Annotated in this window: 15 protein-coding genes; 7 read left to right on the top strand and 8 right to left on the bottom strand. The window is 60.2% G+C overall.

From position 1 onward, the window contains the following. Window positions 1-213 precede the first annotated feature (213 nt). Entirely contained in the window at window positions 214-2,265 is a 2,052-nt protein-coding gene (locus AC07W4_RS06795) for a putative bifunctional diguanylate cyclase/phosphodiesterase (protein ID WP_495031920.1), read from the bottom strand. 1,253 nt (window positions 2,266-3,518) lie between these two features. On the opposite strand from AC07W4_RS06795, the gene AC07W4_RS06790 reads away from it, so the two are divergent. Beyond that, window positions 3,519-3,725: a DUF6124 family protein gene (locus AC07W4_RS06790; protein ID WP_495031919.1), complete on the top strand. Its 207-nt coding sequence runs from the start codon at window positions 3,519-3,521 to the stop codon at window positions 3,723-3,725. A gap of 213 nt (window positions 3,726-3,938) precedes the next feature. On the opposite strand, the gene AC07W4_RS06785 is transcribed toward AC07W4_RS06790, so the two are convergent. The 3 genes from AC07W4_RS06785 to AC07W4_RS06775 form a co-directional block, all read right to left on the bottom strand. Next, complete coding sequence (locus AC07W4_RS06785; protein WP_008052532.1) at window positions 3,939-4,535, bottom strand: superoxide dismutase; 597 nt, start codon at window positions 4,533-4,535, stop codon at window positions 3,939-3,941. 164 nt (window positions 4,536-4,699) lie between these two features. Then, the gene (locus tag AC07W4_RS06780; protein ID WP_414875032.1) at window positions 4,700-5,302 is read right to left on the bottom strand and encodes a LysE/ArgO family amino acid transporter; all 603 of its coding nucleotides are present in this window, start codon (window positions 5,300-5,302) and stop codon (window positions 4,700-4,702) included. Window positions 5,303-5,308: 6 nt separating this feature from the next. Next, on the bottom strand, window positions 5,309-5,710 hold the full coding sequence (locus AC07W4_RS06775) for an ACT domain-containing protein (protein ID WP_008052529.1): 402 nt from the start codon (window positions 5,708-5,710) through the stop codon (window positions 5,309-5,311). Between the two features lie 96 nt (window positions 5,711-5,806). On the opposite strand from AC07W4_RS06775, the gene AC07W4_RS06770 reads away from it, so the two are divergent. The 4 genes from AC07W4_RS06770 to AC07W4_RS06755 all read left to right on the top strand — a co-directional run bounded on the left by AC07W4_RS06770 (window position 5,807) and on the right by AC07W4_RS06755 (window position 9,730). Continuing rightward, complete coding sequence (locus AC07W4_RS06770) at window positions 5,807-6,706, top strand: LysR family transcriptional regulator ArgP (RefSeq protein ID WP_495031918.1); 900 nt, start codon at window positions 5,807-5,809, stop codon at window positions 6,704-6,706. A 96-nt stretch (window positions 6,707-6,802) separates the two neighbouring features. Next, window positions 6,803-7,795, top strand: a complete 993-nt coding sequence (locus AC07W4_RS06765) for an NAD-dependent epimerase/dehydratase family protein (RefSeq protein WP_008052525.1) — start codon at window positions 6,803-6,805, stop codon at window positions 7,793-7,795. A gap of 116 nt (window positions 7,796-7,911) precedes the next feature. Then, window positions 7,912-8,784 (top strand): ATPase, encoded by an 873-nt coding sequence (locus AC07W4_RS06760; RefSeq protein WP_495031917.1) that lies wholly within the window; start codon window positions 7,912-7,914, stop codon window positions 8,782-8,784. 97 nt (window positions 8,785-8,881) lie between these two features. Further along, window positions 8,882-9,730 (top strand): cache domain-containing protein, encoded by an 849-nt coding sequence (locus AC07W4_RS06755; RefSeq protein ID WP_495031916.1) that lies wholly within the window; start codon window positions 8,882-8,884, stop codon window positions 9,728-9,730. Between the two features lie 124 nt (window positions 9,731-9,854). Here the strand turns inward: AC07W4_RS06755 and AC07W4_RS06750 are convergent, their stop codons facing one another. Continuing rightward, on the bottom strand, window positions 9,855-11,372 hold the full coding sequence (locus AC07W4_RS06750; RefSeq protein WP_495031915.1) for an MDR family MFS transporter: 1,518 nt from the start codon (window positions 11,370-11,372) through the stop codon (window positions 9,855-9,857). A 78-nt stretch (window positions 11,373-11,450) separates the two neighbouring features. Next, window positions 11,451-12,635: a 4-hydroxybenzoate 3-monooxygenase gene (gene pobA, locus AC07W4_RS06745; protein WP_495031960.1), complete on the bottom strand. Its 1,185-nt coding sequence runs from the start codon at window positions 12,633-12,635 to the stop codon at window positions 11,451-11,453. 190 nt (window positions 12,636-12,825) lie between these two features. On the opposite strand from pobA, the gene AC07W4_RS06740 reads away from it, so the two are divergent. Next, window positions 12,826-13,722: a helix-turn-helix domain-containing protein gene (locus AC07W4_RS06740; protein ID WP_495031914.1), complete on the top strand. Its 897-nt coding sequence runs from the start codon at window positions 12,826-12,828 to the stop codon at window positions 13,720-13,722. 9 nt (window positions 13,723-13,731) lie between these two features. Here AC07W4_RS06740 and AC07W4_RS06735 read toward each other — a convergent pair whose 3' ends face one another. After that, complete coding sequence (locus AC07W4_RS06735; protein WP_090457495.1) at window positions 13,732-13,953, bottom strand: hypothetical protein; 222 nt, start codon at window positions 13,951-13,953, stop codon at window positions 13,732-13,734. Between the two features lie 160 nt (window positions 13,954-14,113). Further along, the gene (locus AC07W4_RS06730) at window positions 14,114-15,019 is read right to left on the bottom strand and encodes a LysR family transcriptional regulator (protein ID WP_495031913.1); all 906 of its coding nucleotides are present in this window, start codon (window positions 15,017-15,019) and stop codon (window positions 14,114-14,116) included. Between the two features lie 216 nt (window positions 15,020-15,235). Here AC07W4_RS06730 and AC07W4_RS06725 point away from each other — a divergent pair, with 216 nt between their 5' ends. Continuing rightward, window positions 15,236-16,114 (top strand): MBL fold metallo-hydrolase, encoded by an 879-nt coding sequence (locus AC07W4_RS06725; protein WP_495031912.1) that lies wholly within the window; start codon window positions 15,236-15,238, stop codon window positions 16,112-16,114. The last annotated feature ends 19 nt before the right edge of the window (window positions 16,115-16,133 follow it).

The following is a 16,133-nucleotide window of genomic DNA, read 5'->3' as shown; positions in this document are numbered from 1 at the left end:
AAGGGTTGTACCTGTAAATATTTCTTATTCAGCGGGTGTTTTGCTGCAAATCAAAAGATCGCAGCCTTGTAGCAGCTGGCGAAGCCTGCGTTCGGCGGCGCAGCCGTCGTAAACCCTGACGACGCAGTTCGCCTGACACACCGAGTTGCCTGATCTCACGACGGCTGCGCCGCCGAACGCAGGCTTCGCCAGCTGCTACAAGGCTGCGTTGTTTCAGAGGATGGCCGCATTGCTGCGTTGGGCCTGCTTGAGGTAAACGCCCAGTTCCCGTGCCGGCAGTGGCTTGCTGTAGTGATAGCCCTGACCTTCGTGGCAGCCTTCGGAGATGATGTAGGCCTCTTGCTCGGCGGTTTCCACGCCTTCGGCAATCACCTGCATGCCCAGGCTCTTGCCCAGCTGGATGATGGCGCGAACGATGGTCGCATCGTCGTCGTCGTCGAGCAGGTCCTGGACGAAGCTCTTGTCGATCTTGATCTTGTCCAGGGGCAGGCTCTTGAGATAGCTCAAGGACGAATAGCCGGTTCCGAAGTCGTCGATGGCGATCAGCGCGCCGGAGCGGCGCAGGCTGAGCAAGTGCTGGGCCGCGGTGCTGATGTCTTCCATCAGGCCTGTTTCGGTGACTTCCAGCTCCAGGCTGCGCGGTGGCAGGCGGTACATCTGCAGCAGGTTGTTGACCACCCGTGGCAGTTCGGCGTGGTGCAATTGAACCGTAGACAGGTTCACCGCCATGCGCAGGTCGGAGAAGCCCTGGTCATGCCATTCGCGCAGTTGTTTGCAGGCCTGGTCCAGCACCCATTCGCCGATGGCAATGATGGTACCGTTCTGTTCGGCCAGCGGGATGAACTGGTCCGGCGGCACCATCCCGTGCTCGGGGTGTTGCCAGCGAATCAGGGCTTCGACGCCCACCACGCGGTTGTCGCGGTAGCTGATCTGCGGCTGGTAGACAAGGTAGAACTGATTGCGGATCAACGCATCGCGCAGGTCTTTTTCCAGTTCGCGGCGGCGGCGCATTTCGGTGTCGACGCTGGCGATATAGAACTGATAGCGGTTGCGTGAGCGGGTCTTGGCCAGCGTCATGGTCTGCTCGGCCTTTTGCAGCAATTTCTCGGTGCTGTCACCGTCCTCGGGAAACAGGGTGATGCCGATGGTGGCGCGCAGGCGGATTTCCTGATGGTCGAGGGCAAACGCCGCTTCCAGGTCATCGAGAATGCTTTGCGCCAGCTCGGCGGCTTCGTAGGGCTGCTCGATATCGGCCTGGACCAGGGCGAACTGGTCGCCACCGAGGCGGGCGAGGGCGCCCAGACGACCGCTGTGACCGCGCAGGCGATCGGCCAGGGCCAGCAACAACTGGTCGCCGGTCTGGTAGCTGAACTGCTCGTTGATGCCCTTGAAGTCATCGAGGCCGACACACAGCACCGCGACCCGGCGCTGCAGTTTGCCGGCGTCGATGAGGATCTTGTCCAGTTGCTGCTGCAATTGCTGGCGGTTCGGCAGCCCCGTCAGGAAATCGTACTGGGACATGCGCAACAGGCTGTTTTCCGCTTCGTGACGCAGATGGGTATTGCGTTCGATGGATTCGAGCAACTGGTTGGCGGTATTGATCCAGATGCCCAGTTCGTTATTCTCGTGCCCCTTGAGCAGCGGAATCTTGTGCTCGCTGGGACGATCCGGATTGATTTCCGTGAGGTGCTCGATGATCCGCGACAGCGGCTTGGTCAGCAGCCAGTGGTAGACCAGGTACAACACCAGTCCCATGGCGAGTGCGCGCAGGACGCCCGAGATGAAGATGATCACCGAGCTGACAATGAACCCTTGGCCGTAGTTGGCGGTATCGAGGGTGATGCTCAGGTCGCCGTAATACTCGCTGTAGGGCCCGCGTCCGACCAGTTGGGTGGTGAAGGTGCGTTCCTTGCCAAGAATCAGGTCGGTCAGCCAGCGACTGTTGGAGTGCTGCAATTCGCGGTTTTTTTGCGCGAGCATGGCTTCATTGGGATGGCCGATGGAGGCCTTGCGCACGGCTTCGTCCTGAAACAGGCCTTCGATCACCTGCATGCCCATTTCCCGGTCCAGGCTGTAGACGGCCTGGGTCGAGGGGTCGCGAAACATGTCGAGGATCCGTTCCGCATCGCTGGCGACGGCCTGGCGTGTTTTATAGGCATCGAACACAATCTGCGCGCAGCTCAAGACCACGCCGACTATCAATGCCGACAGGAGCACGACCCGGAGCAACTTCACCGACAAGCTGTTCTTGAGTTCCAGCTTCAAAGGGTTATTCCTTGTTCCGTGCGGGTAGCATCAAGTTGCCATGAGTATTGGCAATCCCGTGATGGCAGTCAAAGGGACAATCATCCTTGGGGGATTTTGCCTGCAGCTTGGCCGATTTGCAGTTGTCCTGGCGAGTTAGCCTATTAGCACTGTGTCGGTTGTCGAGTCCTTCAACTTGAGGGGCGGGGGTGGAGATATTTTCCTTTTGTTTGATGTTAGTCGTCGTGGACGGGGGAGCAAGGGCTGGAAGGATTGTTTCATCGTTGGAAAATGCCTTGGATTTTGTAGGTTGTTTTGGAACTTTAACGGAGTACATATCCATTTCTGCGGTAACGGCGGCTGGTGGTTTCGCCCTTACGGCGAGTCCCTTTTGGCAAACGCCCCAAAAGGAACCAAAAGGTCTCGCCCCTTACGTACGGCCCCTCGCTGAGGCTCGGGGTTCCTTCGCTCCGGCATTCATCCGGGTGCATCGCCTCCGGTCGGCTTCGCTTCGACCTCCTCTCGATGTGTTCGGCTTCGCCGAACGGCGCTGCGCGCCCACCCCCGGATGAACGCCTCCACTCAGCCTGCCGAGGGGGCGGGTGGATCAAGATCAAGAGCTGCAGGCGAGCTAACGCTCGGCCTGATGAGTGGTGAAGAGCGAAGGTGTACGCCGCTCTGCCTTTGCTGTGCTGTAGGAGTGAGCCTGCTCGCGATGGCGGCCTCTGACAGCCAACCAATTTCTCGCAGATACACGCAATCCCCTGTGGGAGCGGGCTTGCTCGCGAAGGCGGCCTGACAGCCGACCAATCTCCCACGCCTCTAAGCTGATCGTTCCCACGCTCCCGCGTGGGAGTGCTGCCAGGGACGCTCCGCGTTACGTTTTGGGCATTAGCGCGGTGTAGGAAAGCGCCAGAAGTTTCCCACGCAGTTTTCAGGTTGCCCGTCGGAAGCGGACTCAATAGCCTCTGACTGTCGCTGAAAACTCAGCGACCGGGTGTGAGAACCCGGCAAGTCATAGTCATCCAGTGCCAGTATCCGCATAATTGCCGCCAGCTTATCCGCTGTCTGTAAATGCGTTATGGCGGCTGTGTGCGGGCAGACTTTTGTCTGGCCGGGTGCCTATGACCGGTTTTCTCACCTCGCACATAGCTGCCACCTCTTTGCCGTGTGAGAACGGCAATGGGTGGCACCCACCGCATAGGAATATTTCAGTAGATAAGTTAATCCCCGATCCCCCCAGCAGCACAACCAAACCCTACAGCCCCCACACCATGTTCATGATCGTTCCCGACATGGACACTGAAACCCTTCTTGCCCACGCCTGTGAATCACTGGCTTCAGCCAATGTCCTGGCGAGTGATTTCGCCACCTACCTGAATGGCCCCCAGCGCAACACAGCGCTGGCCATTTCGCAGATTGTCATGTTGGCGGAGCTGGCGGTGAGTCGCGCGTTGGATAACGTCGATCCGCAGGGATAGGTATTCAGTCAGGTTGACCGCGTCATCGTTCTTCGCGAGCAAGTCGGATCGCCGCACCGCCGCTCCCACATTTGATCTGTATACGACACTATCCAGTGTGGGAGTGGCGGTGCGGCGATCCGACTTGCTCGCGAAGGGGCCCTGCCGAACGCTGAAAATCCCGGGCAATAAAAAACCCGGCTGAAAAGCCGGGTTTTTTGACTGGCGTCGAGCTTAAGCGGTGAAGGTTTTGCCTTCGAACTGCTCGGCCACGAATTTCCAGTTGACCAGGTTCCAGAACGCTTCGACATACTTTGGACGCAGGTTGCGGTAGTCGATGTAGTAAGCGTGTTCCCAGACGTCGCAGGTCAGCAGCGGGGTGTCGCCGTTGGTCAGCGGGTTGCCGGCGCCGATGGTGCTGGCCAGGCCCAGGGAGCCGTCAGCTTTCTTCACCAGCCAGCCCCAACCGGAACCGAAGGTGCCGATGGACGTCTTGCTGAACTCTTCCTTGAACTTGTCGAACGAACCGAAAGCCGCGTTGATGGCTTCAGCCAGAGCGCCGGTTGGTTGACCGCCGGCGTTTGGCGCCAGGCAGTTCCAGTAGAAAGTGTGGTTCCAGACCTGAGCGGCGTTGTTGAAGATACCGCCCGAGGAAGTCTTGACGATTTCTTCCAGGGTCTTGCCTTCGAACTCGGTGCCTGGCACCAGGTTGTTCAGGTTCACGACGTAGGTGTTGTGGTGCTTGTCGTGGTGGAACTCCAGGGTTTCCTTGGAGATGTGCGGCTGCAGGGCATCGTGTGCGTACGGCAGTGGCGGCAATTCGAAAGCCATGATGATTCTCCTAATCAGGTCAGTTGCGGTGAGCGCAAGGCCGATCACGGGCGGCCAGACAAGCGCCGGGGAGTTTGTACTCTTTGCGGCGCAGGGAGTCGGATCATAGCACCGGGGGGGCGGCATAACCACGCAACAACTGTGTGGAATAGAGGTTCCGCCAATCAGATGGCTACGATTAACTGCAGCGCTACGGCAAACATCATCACCGCCACCAACAGATCGAGAATTCGCCAGGTGCCGGGCCGGGCGAGCCACGGTGCCAGCCATGCCGCACCGAGGGCCAGAGTGAAAAACCACAACAGCGAGGCGCTGGCCGCACCGACGACATAAGCGCCGGGCTCGGTTTGTTGGGCGCCCAGGGAGCCGATCAGCAAAACGGTGTCCAGATAGACGTGCGGGTTGAGCAAGGTCACCGCCAGCGCGCTGAGCATCACCGCCCGCAGCGAGCGTACGGTCTGGCCTTCGCCCTGCTCAAGGCTCTGTTTCGAAAAGGCCCGACGCAGCGCCTGGCTGCCGTACCACAACAGGAACGCTGCGCCACCCCAGCGGGCGATGGCCAGCAGCGTCGGGTTCTGCGCCAGTACCGTCGCCAGACCGAATACACCGGCGGCCACCAAAAGGGCATCGCAGGCCACGCAGAGCGCCGCCACCGGCAGGTGATGTTCGCGCCGCAGGCTTTGCGCCAGGACAAACGCATTCTGGGTGCCGATCGCCATGATCAGGCCGAAGGCCACTAGCAGCCCGTTCACATAACTTTGCCACATGATTTTCTACTCCGCGTTGGCTGCCAGATCCCGCAGCACTTGCAGGGCACGGTCGGCGTCGGCCTGGCCGACAAACAGATGGTCGTGGTAGTAGCCGGCAATCACGTTGCAACTGATCCCGGCCTTGCCCAATGCCGTGGCGAACGCGGCGGTCAAGCCGACCGCTTCGAGGGCCGAATGTACGTTCAAGGTGATCCAGGCGGCGATGTAGTCGAAGCTGAATCCGGCTTTTTCAGCGTGGGAACGTTCGAGAATCACGGTCAGGCCTTCCTGCTCGCGGAAGCTGCCGACAATCTCCAGATCCTTGGGCAATCTGCCGTCGCGCAGGGTGCAGAACACGTATTCGCCGGCATTGAGTTGCGGGCTCATGCTGCGCAGCAGCGTTGCCAATGAAGTTTCGCCAGCCATGTGGGTGATCCTTGTTCAAGAGTTCTTGCTGGTCATTGTCCTTGTGAAGGCTGTATAAGAAAAACCAATCTTGCTGATCGCTCATTAGGAAAACTGATGTTCGACTATAAATTGCTTTCTGCCCTGGCCGCCGTGGTCGAACAGGCCGGCTTTGAACGGGCGGCCCAGGTGCTGGGCTTGTCGCAATCGGCGATTTCCCAGCGTATCAAGCTGCTGGAAGCGCGGGTTGGCCAGCCGGTGCTGGTGCGGGCAACGCCGCCAACGCCGACGGAAATCGGCCGGCGGTTGCTCAACCATGTGCAGCAGGTGCGATTGCTTGAACGGGATCTGCAAAGCCTGGTGCCGGCGCTGGATGAAGAGGGCCTGCCGGAACGCCTGCGGATCGCCCTGAACGCCGACAGCCTGGCCACCTGGTGGGCACAGGCGGTGGGCGAGTTTTGCGCGCAACAGCATCTGTTGATGGACCTGGTGGTCGAAGACCAGACCGTGGGCCTCAAGCGCATGCGCGCCGGTGAAGTGGCGGCTTGCGTCTGCGCCAGCGAGCGTCCGGTGGCGGGGGCGCGCAGCGTGTTGCTGGGGGCCATGCGTTACCGGGCACTGGCCAGCCCCGCCTTCATTGCCCGGCATTTTCCCCAGGGTGTACGCGCCGATCAGTTGGCCCGAACCCCTGCGCTGGTGTTTGGCCCGGACGATTTCCTGCAGCATCGCTACCTTGCGTCCCTCGGCGTCGAGGGCGGTTTCGAACACCATTTATGCCCGTCCTCCGAAGGTTTCATTCGTCTGACGGAAGCCGGGCTGGGCTGGGGACTGGTCCCGGAGCTGCAGGTGCGCGAGCAACTGGAAAGGGGCGTATTGCAGGAGCTGCTGCCAGATAAGCCGATCGATGTGCCGCTGTACTGGCATCATTGGCGTAATGGCGGTCAGTTGCTGGGGCTGCTCACCGATCAATTGGTCAGCGCATCGAAGCAATGGCTGGTGCCTTGGAAGCAGCCTTAAGCGTCAAGCTGCAAGCTGCAAGTGAAGCGCTTGCGGACCGTTTTTAACTTGCAGCTTGCCGCTTGAAGCTCGTGGCTGCATTTGTTGGAGCAATTCATGAAGATTCTGGTTACCGGCGCAAGCGGCTTCATCGGCGGGCGCTTTGCGCGTTTTGCCCTGGAGCAGGGCCTGGACGTGCGGGTCAACGGTCGCCGGGCCGAGAGTGTGGAGCATCTGGTACGCCGCGGAGCGGAGTTCATCCAGGGTGACTTGAGCGACCCGGAACTGGCGCGCGAGTTGTGCTCGGACGTCGAGTCCGTGGTGCATTGCGCCGGTGCCGTTGGTTTGTGGGGACGTTATCAGGACTTCCATCAGGGCAACGTCCAGGTCACCGAGAACGTGGTCGAAGCCTGCCTGAAACAACGGGTCCGGCGACTGGTGCATTTGTCGTCGCCGTCGATCTACTTCGATGGTCGCGATCATCTGGGCCTGACCGAAGAACAGGTGCCCAAGCGCTTCAAACACCCTTACGCCGCCACCAAATACCTGGCCGAGCAAAAAGTCTTCGGTGCCCAGGAGTTCGGCCTCGAAACCCTGGCCCTGCGCCCGCGTTTCGTCACCGGGGCCGGGGACATGAGCATCTTCCCGCGCCTGTTGAACATGCAGCGCAAGGGACGCCTGGCAATCATCGGCAACGGCCTGAACAAAGTTGACTTCACCAGCGTGCAAAACCTCAACGAGGCGTTGCTCAGCAGTTTGCTGGCCAGCGGTTCTGCGTTGGGCAAGGCTTACAACATCAGCAACGGCACGCCGATTCCCCTGTGGGACGTGGTCAATTACGTCATGCGCAACATGGACGTCCCACAGGTCACCCGCTACCGTTCCTACGGCCTGGCCTACAGCGTGGCGGCGCTCAACGAGGGCGTGTGCAAGTTGTGGCCGGGGCGTCCCGAACCTACGCTGTCGCGCCTGGGCATGCAGGTCATGAACAAAAATTTCACCCTGGACATCAGCCGCGCCCGGCATTATCTGGATTACGATCCCAAGGTCAGCCTCTGGACGGCGCTCGATGAGTTCTGTGGCTGGTGGAAGGCCCAGGCTATTGGCTGACGTTCGAACAACGCCCCCTGACTGAACCGGATTCGGGCTTGGGGGTCAATGGTTGCGGCTGTGGGGTTTATACTGCGCGGCATAAAGCCATTATGTGATTCACTAAGGTTGATTCAATGTCCATGCGAAACGATGCCAACGACGACTTCGATGATGTACCGAGCCTGCGTGCAGACGTTCTCGATGACGACTATGCGCCCACCGCCCGCACGGTCGTGCATTCGCGCACGGCGCCGGTGGTGAAGGTCAAGGCGGCAAGCACCGGCCCCCTGTGGGCGTTGGTCGGGGCGTTGTTCTTTGCCTTCGCGGGCCTGGCCTGGTGGAGTTTTCAGCAGATATCCCTGATGGAACAGCAACTGGTGGCGACCCAGGAAAGCTTCGCGCGAATCAGTGAGGAAGCGGCAGGGCGCCTGCAGGATATTTCCGGAAAGGTTGTTGCCAGTCAGACCAGTGTCAACACCGACAGCGAGGCCTTGAAGCTGCAAATCCGCCAGTTGGAAAGCAAGCTCCAGGACCAGAACGCCAAACAGCAAGGTGTTGCCGGCCAGGCCTCGGACCTGGACAAGCGACTGGCACAAATGACCGCGCAAACCACCGAACTGGACAAGCGCCTGGCGCAGTTGACTGCCCAGGACGCCGAACGTCAGACGGCCAATACTCAGTTGCAGGCCCAGGTCAAAGCCTTGAGCACTGAACTGGCCGCCCTGAAAAGCGCCCCGTCGGACTCGGAAAAGCTCGATGCACAGTTGAAAAGCCTGGGTGCCGATGTTGCCGCACTGAAGAAACAAGGCAACCCGAGCGCAGCCATCGAACGTCTTGAGCAAGACATGATCGTGCTCAAAAGCGAACAGGACAATCGCCCGGCGGTCACACAGGGCTCGACCAACACGGCCGAGTTCGATGCCTTCCGCAGCCAGGTCACCCGCAACATCAATACTCTTCAGGCGCAGATCCAGAACCTTCAGCAGCAACTGCGTGCCCGGCAGTAACCGACTGCTTCAGGAAAATCCGGTGGGGGCCTGAGATCCATACATCTCCCATTGCCGTCTACGCTCTTGAAACACCATCAGGAACGAGGGATGCGCAATGGGGTTTGTGTACAGGTTCACCTTGCTGTGCGGCATGTTTTTGCTGTGCCTGGGCCAGGCGCAAGCCGCCGGGACGGAAAAGGACGACAGCAAGGCGGCCATCGCCCTGCTGGAAAAAGCCCTGGCCTACTACCACCAGAATGGCGACAAGGCCCTGGCGGCGTTCAGTCGCCAGGGAGAGTTTGTCGACAAGGACCGTTATGTCTTCGTGCTCGACACCAAGGGCGTGATGCTCGCCAGTGGCGGGCCGTCGTCGGCGCTGATTGGCCGGGACGTATCGGAAGTGCTCGGGCCGGACCTGCAGAAAACCTTCAAGGATGCCCTGAAAGTGCCGGAAGGCAATGGCATTCAGCAGGCGGAATATCGCTGGCAGAACTGGAATGACGGCAAGGTCGAGCGCAAGCATGTCTACTACCAGCGCATCGGCCAGCGGATTCTGGCGGTCGGTTATTACCTGCCACGGGCCTCCGCCGAACAGGCCATGGCCTTGCTGAACAAAGCGGCAACCGATCTGGCCAGGGACGAAAAGGGCACCCTGACGGCGATCAATTCCCTCAAGGGCGGCTACCTGCAGGATGACCTGTACGTATTTGTCGTCGACCTGGACACCCAACGCTACGTGGCCCACGGCACCAACCTGCGGTTGATCAATACCGACTTCAGCAAGATCGTGGACCCGGAAGGCAAGCCGGTGGGCGAGCCGATTCTGGCGTTGATGGCCCGGCAGGATAACGGCGAATACGAATATCGCTGGAAAAACCCGGTGACCGGCAAGGTCGAGAACAAGCATGCCTATCTGAAAAAGGTCGGGCATTTTCTGGTGGCTGTGGGGTATTACAGCCCTTGATTTTAGGGTTTCAATGAAGACGCCTTCGCGAGCAAGCCCGCTCCCACATTAGACCGTGTTCTTCATCAGCACGCGGTCAACTGTGGGAGCGGGCTTGCTCGCGAATACAGGCAACGCGGTCTACCTACCGAACCTTGTCCTCGCGCCCGCGCAACAACATGTTCGGCATGGCAATCGCCGCCGCCAGTCCCAGCAACGACACCACCGCACTGACCGTCAGCAAGTGTCGGAACGTCAGCAACAATTCAGCACGCAAGGCGTTCTGCGCCTCACCCGGTGCGGCGTTCAACCCGTCCAGCAACACATTCCCCGAACTGCCTTCGGCAATCAGCGACGAACCGGCCAGGTGCGCGAAACTCGAATCCTGCAACAACGCCAACAGCAGCGCCGACATCAACGCCACGCCGACCGCGCCACCCAGCGAACGGAACAGATTGGTGGTGCTGGTGGCCACGCCGATGTCCCGCTGTTCCACCGAATTCTGCGTGCCCACCAACGATGTCGGGAACTGCATGCCCGAGGCAATCCCGCAGAGCAGCATGAACAGGCTGCTCACGATGAATGCCTGCGGCGGGCTGAACGCCATGCCAAGAATCGCAATGGGCATCAGCGCGGCGCCGGTGAGGATCATCGGTTTGTAGCGCCCGGTCACCGAGGTACGGCGGCCGGCGAAGTACGCGCCGATCGGCAAGCCCATGGCCAGCGGCAGCAGGTGCAGGGCGGCGCTGTCGGCACCGGCGCCGGTGACGCTCTGAAAGCGCAGCGGCATCAATACGATCAGCGAGATGGCCTGGAAACTGGTGAAGAAAATCGTGCACCAGCACAGGATCGCGTTGCGGTTGGCGAACAGGTGCATGGGCAACAACGGCTCCCGCGCCCGCCGCTCGTGCACGACGAACAGCCCCAGTACCAACACCGCACATGCCAGCAACGCCAGCACCTCGGCGCTGCGCCACGAATGGCCCTGGCCGACCTGGGTGATGCCCAGCAACAATGCCGTGAGCCCGATGATCATCAGCACGGTGCCCAGGTAATCGATGATCGGTTTGCGTTGCGGAATCGGCAGCCCCACCAGTGTGCGATGGGCCACCAGCCAGGCACCCAGGCCCAGCGGCAGGTTGATCAGGAACACCCAGCGCCAGGACAGGTATTCGGTCATGTAGCCGCCGAGCACCGGGCCGGCCACGCTGGCCACGGCATACATGCTGCTGAAATAGCCCTGGTAACGACCGCGCTCCCGTGGCGGCACGATGTCACCGATGATCGCCTGGCTCACCGAGATCATCCCGCCGGCCCCGATGCCCTGGAAGATCCGCGCCAGCACCAGCTGCTCCATGCTCTGGGCCATGCCGCAGAACACAGAGGCCAGGGTGAACAGGCCCATGCCGAACAGCATCAGCTTGCGCCGCCCGTACAGGTCACCCAGTTTGCCGTAGATCGGCACCGCCACGGTCATGGCCACCATGTAGCCGGAAATCACCCAGGCCAGCAGGCTGACGTCCTTGAATTGCGCGGAAATGGCCGGCATCGAAACGGCGACGATGGTCTGGTCCAGCGCCCCGAGGAAGATCGCCAGCATCAGGGCGATCAGCACGCTGCGAATGGCCGGTTTGGGCGTTTCAGGCTGGTGGAGATTGGTCACGGGAAAACCTGTGGGCAGAGTTTGTCCCGCAGGAGGCAAGGCGAGCGGGGATGCTCGCCAGTGTAAGTCGGTAGGAAGCTATTCGATAGCCTCATAAGGAAGCCCGACGTAATTTTCTGCAATGGTTTTGCGACCCGCTTCGGAGTCGATGAAATACTCCAGCTCCGATTCGGCAATGCGCTGGCTGAACGCATCGTGCTCCTCGAAACGGTGCAGCATCGAGGTCATCCACCAGGAAAATCGCTCGGCCTTCCACACCCGGCGCAGGCAGATTTCCGAGTATTTCTCGAGTAAATCAAGGCGATCTTCGCGGTAAACCTTGAGCAGGATGTTGAACAGCGTACTCACATCACTGGCCGCCAGGTTCAGGCCTTTGGCGCCGGTGGGCGGGACGATGTGCGCGGCATCGCCGACCAGGAACAGACGGCCGTACTGCATGGGTTCGACCACGAAGCTGCGTAGCGGCGCGATGCTTTTTTCGATGGACGGGCCGGTGACCAGTTTGTCCGCCAGCGCCTGCGGCAATCGCGACTTGAGTTCGTCCCAGAAGCGTTGATCCGACCAGTTGTCGACATGATCGCCGGTGGGCACTTGCAGGTAATAACGGGTGCGTGTCGGCGAGCGCATGCTGCACAACGCAAAACCGCGCTCATGGCGGGCGTAGACCAGTTCATCATGGACCGGCGGGGTATCGGCCAGAATCCCGAGCCAGCCGAAGGGATAGATCCGTTCGAAGACTTTCAGGCTGTCGGCGGGAATCGATTGCCGCGCCACTCCATGGAAGCCGTCGCAACCGGCGATGTAGTCACAATCGAGACGATACAGTTCGCCGTCTTTCTCAAAAGTGACAAACGCTTCGTCGGTTTTCATGCCGTGGGGAACGACGTTGTCTGCTTGATAAATCGTCTGTGCGCCGGCCTCCCGACGAGCGGCCATCAGGTCGCGGGTGACCTCGGTCTGGCCGTAGATCATCACCGTTTTGCCCCCCGTCAGGGCGTGTAGATCGATGTTTACCCGGCGCCCGTCAAGAGCCAGTTCGAAACCGCCATGGACCAGTCCCTCGGCGTCCATGCGCTGGCTCACGCCGGCCTTACGCAACAGCTCTACCATACCTTGTTCAAGCACACCGGCGCGGATTCGACCGAGTACATAGTCCGGGGTCTGACGTTCGAGAATGAGGGTGTCGATGCCGGCGTTGTGCAGCAGTTGGCCGAGCAACAAGCCAGAAGGGCCCGCACCAATGATGGCAACTTGAGTTTTCAGCGTTTTCATTGTTTTTATGACTCGCAAGCTTCACGCGGCCAGGGCCGGTGAATGATTTTTATGGATCGAGTGCTTGCATTTTTCCCTTGCGGGTCTGTCAATTGAAGGTGAAAACTGAGCCGATAGCTGTACATTTTGCCAATCGGTGCGATTATCGCCCGTCATCTACTCCGAGGCCTGGATTGAAGTGATGAACAAGCCTGACCTGCCTTCGATTCCGGTGTTCAAGCTCTACGGTGAAAGCCTGGATTGGCCGACCCCGGACTTGCTGCACTGTGAAACCATTTCCAAACGCAGTCGCGAACATCATTGGGAAATCAAACCTCACCGCCACGCTGATTTGTGTCAGTTGCTCTTCGTATTCAAAGGTCAGGCAGAGCTTGAAATCGAAGGCAAGCGAACGCAACTGGTGGAACCGGCCATCCAGATCCTGCCACCGCTGTCGGTGCACGGCTTTCGCTTTTCCGAGGACGTGGAAGGGTTTGTCGTGACCCTGGCCGCGCCGCTGATCGCCCACCTGCAGATGCAGTTGGGGCAATCGGTCAATGCCCTGGCCCAGTCCGAAAGCTACCCGGCAGGCAAAGACGCCGAGTACCTCAACAGCCTGTTCAGTGCCTTGCAGAACGAATACACCAGCCATCAACCGGCGCGGGAAATGCTCATGCATTCGCTGGTCAGTGTGATTGTGGTGTGGGTCAGCCGCCAGGTGATCCGGCGTCGTACCGCCATGGCGCGACCGCAGCGGGCCCGGGAGTACCTCAACGGGTTTATCCAGCTGGTGGAAGAGACCTATCGCCAGCATGTCAAGGTCGAGGATCTGGCGCACCGGCTGGGGATTTCCGTGTCCCACCTCAACGGCACCTGTCGTGAGCTGGCGGGGCAACCGGCGTTGCAGATCATGCACGAACGGCAATTGCTGGAGGCCAAGCGTTTGCTGACCTACACCAGCATGACCATTTATGAAATGTCCGACGTGTTGGGGTTTTCCGATCCGACCAACTTCACGCGCCTGTTCCGACGTCGAGTGGGGATTTCGCCAAAGGCGTTCCGCGACCGCTTGAAGGCCGATCAGGGCAACGAAACCTGATCCCCTTCGTTATCGGAGGGCGTTGAGGGTTGCGTTGTGAGGAATGCAGCGCTCGAAATTGCAGCTAGCGGCTTCGCGGGGCAGGTTGCGCAGTTGCTCGACGCGCCAGGCCGCAGCGCCATACAGCCCGAGCGTGACCGCACAGGTGATGAAGATCGCGAGGTATCTTCTTGTTCTGATGTTCATGGCGTTGACCTCTGAACGAATACCTTTCGGTATTACTTTGAGCATAGGTCAGCGCCGGTGGGTTACCAGCAATAGCGCGGTATTCAGAACACTGATGCCCCCTGTGGGAGCGGGCTTGCCCGCGAAAGCGGTATTTCATGCGCAAAATTTGCGTCGGATGTACCGACCTCTTCGCGAGCAAGCCCGCTCCCACATTTTGATCGGGTTACAGGCCGATATCCCACGCCGGTTCTTCCGGAAATCTGAGCACTAGAAAATCCAGCAAGCTGCGCAACGCCGCCGGCATGTGCTTGCGCGAGGCATACACCGCATACACGCTCATTTGCCGGGGTTCGGCCGTCGGCAGCAGACGAGTCAACTCGCCGCTGTGGATGTGTACCCCGGCCTGGTACGTGGGCAACATCGCCACCCCGGCGCCGGCGATCGTTGCGCGCAACAGCGTGCTGGCCTCGTTGGCGCTGATGTTGCCTTGCACCGGTACAGAAACCTGCTCGCCGTCCTGTTCGAAATGCCACAGGCTTTTGCCGAAGTACGAGTGGGTCAGGCAATTGTGCAGGCTCAGGTCCTCGACCCGTTGCGGCACCGGATGCTCGCGCAAGTAAGCGGGGGACGCGCAAATCACCGAGCGGCAAACCGTCAGGCGGCGGGCGATCAGGTTCGGGTCCAGGTCGTTGCTGGTGCGGATCGCCAGGTCGATGCGCTCATCCACCAGATTCACGGTGCGGTCGAGCATCTGCATGTCGATGCTGACGCCGGGGTAACGTTTGACATAAGCGGCCATGGCATCGGCCAGTTGCGCCTGGCCGAAGGAGGTGCTGACGCTGATCCGCAGCAGGCCGCGCGGTGCGTCATCCGGCTCGCTGACGGCGGCTTGCATGTCGCTGGACAGGTCGAGCATTTGCCGACATCGCGGCAGGATCTCGTTACCGGCGGCGGTCAGGCTTAATTTGCGAGTAGTGCGATGCATCAGCCGCGCGCCGACCCAGTCTTCCAGTTCCGCCAGATACCGCGAAACCACCGGCCGGGACAGCTCCAGATGATCGGCAGCGGCCGACTGGCTGCCGAGGTCGACTACCGTGACGAACACGCGCATTGCTTGAAGACGATCCATGATTTGCCCGCTTTCAGAAACAAACTATGTCCAAGCATCGCATTTTTTGTACTGAGTCAGGCAACTAAGCTCTGGGTTCATGTAGGAGCGAGCCTGCTCGCGATGGACCCCCAGGCGCCGCGTGTAACCGGCAAGTACGCGTCATCGTTTACGACCATCGCGAGCAAGCTCGCTCCTACAAAGGACCACGACAGCCATTGGAATACGGAGCAACAGATGATCGGTTTCACCACTTTAAAGCGCATTTTGCTGGCAGGCGCCGCCGTCGGTTTCGCCGCCCATGCAACCGCCTCGACCTTGACGCTGGATGTCTACAACCCCGGCGAAAAAGCCATCTTCCCGGTGACCTCGGTGCTGGTCAGCGGCGAGAAAGAAGCGATCCTGGTGGATGCGCAATTCGGCAAGTCCCAGGCCGAACAGGTGGTGGAAAAAATCCGCGCCAGCGGCAAGCAGCTGACCACCATCTACATCAGCCACGGTGACCCGGACTACTACTTCGGCCTCGATACCCTGACGGCTGCGTTCCCCAAGGCCAAGGTCCTCGCCTCGCAGCCGACCGTCGACCACATCAAGCGAACCGTCGACGGCAAACTGGCGTTCTGGGGCCCGAAAATGGGCGCCGACGTGCCGGCCAAAACCATCGTGCCGGGTGTGCTCAAGGGCGACAGCCTGATCCTCGAAGGGCAGAAGTTACAGGTGGTTGGTCTTGAGGGCCCGCAGCCGGATCGCAGCTTTGTGTGGATCCCGTCGATCAAGGCCGTGGTCGGTGGTGTCGTGGTGGCGCAAAACATCCACGTGTGGATGGCGGACACGCAAACGCCACAGTCCCATGCCGATTGGTTGGCTACGCTGCATTCCATTGAAACCCTGAAGCCGCAGACCGTGGTGCCGGGTCATTACCTCGGCGAGAGCGATCGCTCCCTGGCTGCCGTGCAGTTCACCGCCGCTTACATCAAGGCCTTCGACGAAGAAACCGCCAAGGCCAAGGATTCTGCCGAGCTGATCGCGGCGATGAAAAAGCGCTTCCCGACCCTGGGTGATGAAAGCACCCTGGAACTGAGCGCCAAGGTCGCCAAGGGCGAGATGAAGTGGTAGCCCGCCTCAACTGAAATCC

The organism is Pseudomonas sp. GW821-FHT02A08 (assembly GCF_059422045.1).
The sequence above is the reverse complement of the archived record's forward strand: the minus strand, read 5'-3'. Positions and strand labels throughout refer to the sequence as shown.

What these genes read in the sequence shown, in the direction of transcription:
- AC07W4_RS06790 (WP_495031919.1), top strand. Translation starts at nt 3,519, where the DNA reads ATGTTCATGATCGTTCCCGACATGGACACTGAAACCCTTCTTGCCCAC.
- AC07W4_RS06785 (WP_008052532.1), bottom strand. Translation starts at nt 4,535, where the DNA reads ATGGCTTTCGAATTGCCGCCACTGCCGTACGCACACGATGCCCTGCAG.
- AC07W4_RS06780 (WP_414875032.1), bottom strand. Translation starts at nt 5,302, where the DNA reads ATGTGGCAAAGTTATGTGAACGGGCTGCTAGTGGCCTTCGGCCTGATC.
- AC07W4_RS06775 (WP_008052529.1), bottom strand. Translation starts at nt 5,710, where the DNA reads ATGGCTGGCGAAACTTCATTGGCAACGCTGCTGCGCAGCATGAGCCCG.
- AC07W4_RS06770 (WP_495031918.1), top strand. Translation starts at nt 5,807, where the DNA reads ATGTTCGACTATAAATTGCTTTCTGCCCTGGCCGCCGTGGTCGAACAG.
- AC07W4_RS06765 (WP_008052525.1), top strand. Translation starts at nt 6,803, where the DNA reads ATGAAGATTCTGGTTACCGGCGCAAGCGGCTTCATCGGCGGGCGCTTT.
- AC07W4_RS06760 (WP_495031917.1), top strand. Translation starts at nt 7,912, where the DNA reads ATGTCCATGCGAAACGATGCCAACGACGACTTCGATGATGTACCGAGC.
- AC07W4_RS06755 (WP_495031916.1), top strand. Translation starts at nt 8,882, where the DNA reads ATGGGGTTTGTGTACAGGTTCACCTTGCTGTGCGGCATGTTTTTGCTG.
- AC07W4_RS06740 (WP_495031914.1), top strand. Translation starts at nt 12,826, where the DNA reads ATGAACAAGCCTGACCTGCCTTCGATTCCGGTGTTCAAGCTCTACGGT.
- AC07W4_RS06735 (WP_090457495.1), bottom strand. Translation starts at nt 13,953, where the DNA reads ATGCTCAAAGTAATACCGAAAGGTATTCGTTCAGAGGTCAACGCCATG.
- AC07W4_RS06730 (WP_495031913.1), bottom strand. Translation starts at nt 15,019, where the DNA reads ATGGATCGTCTTCAAGCAATGCGCGTGTTCGTCACGGTAGTCGACCTC.
- AC07W4_RS06725 (WP_495031912.1), top strand. Translation starts at nt 15,236, where the DNA reads ATGATCGGTTTCACCACTTTAAAGCGCATTTTGCTGGCAGGCGCCGCC.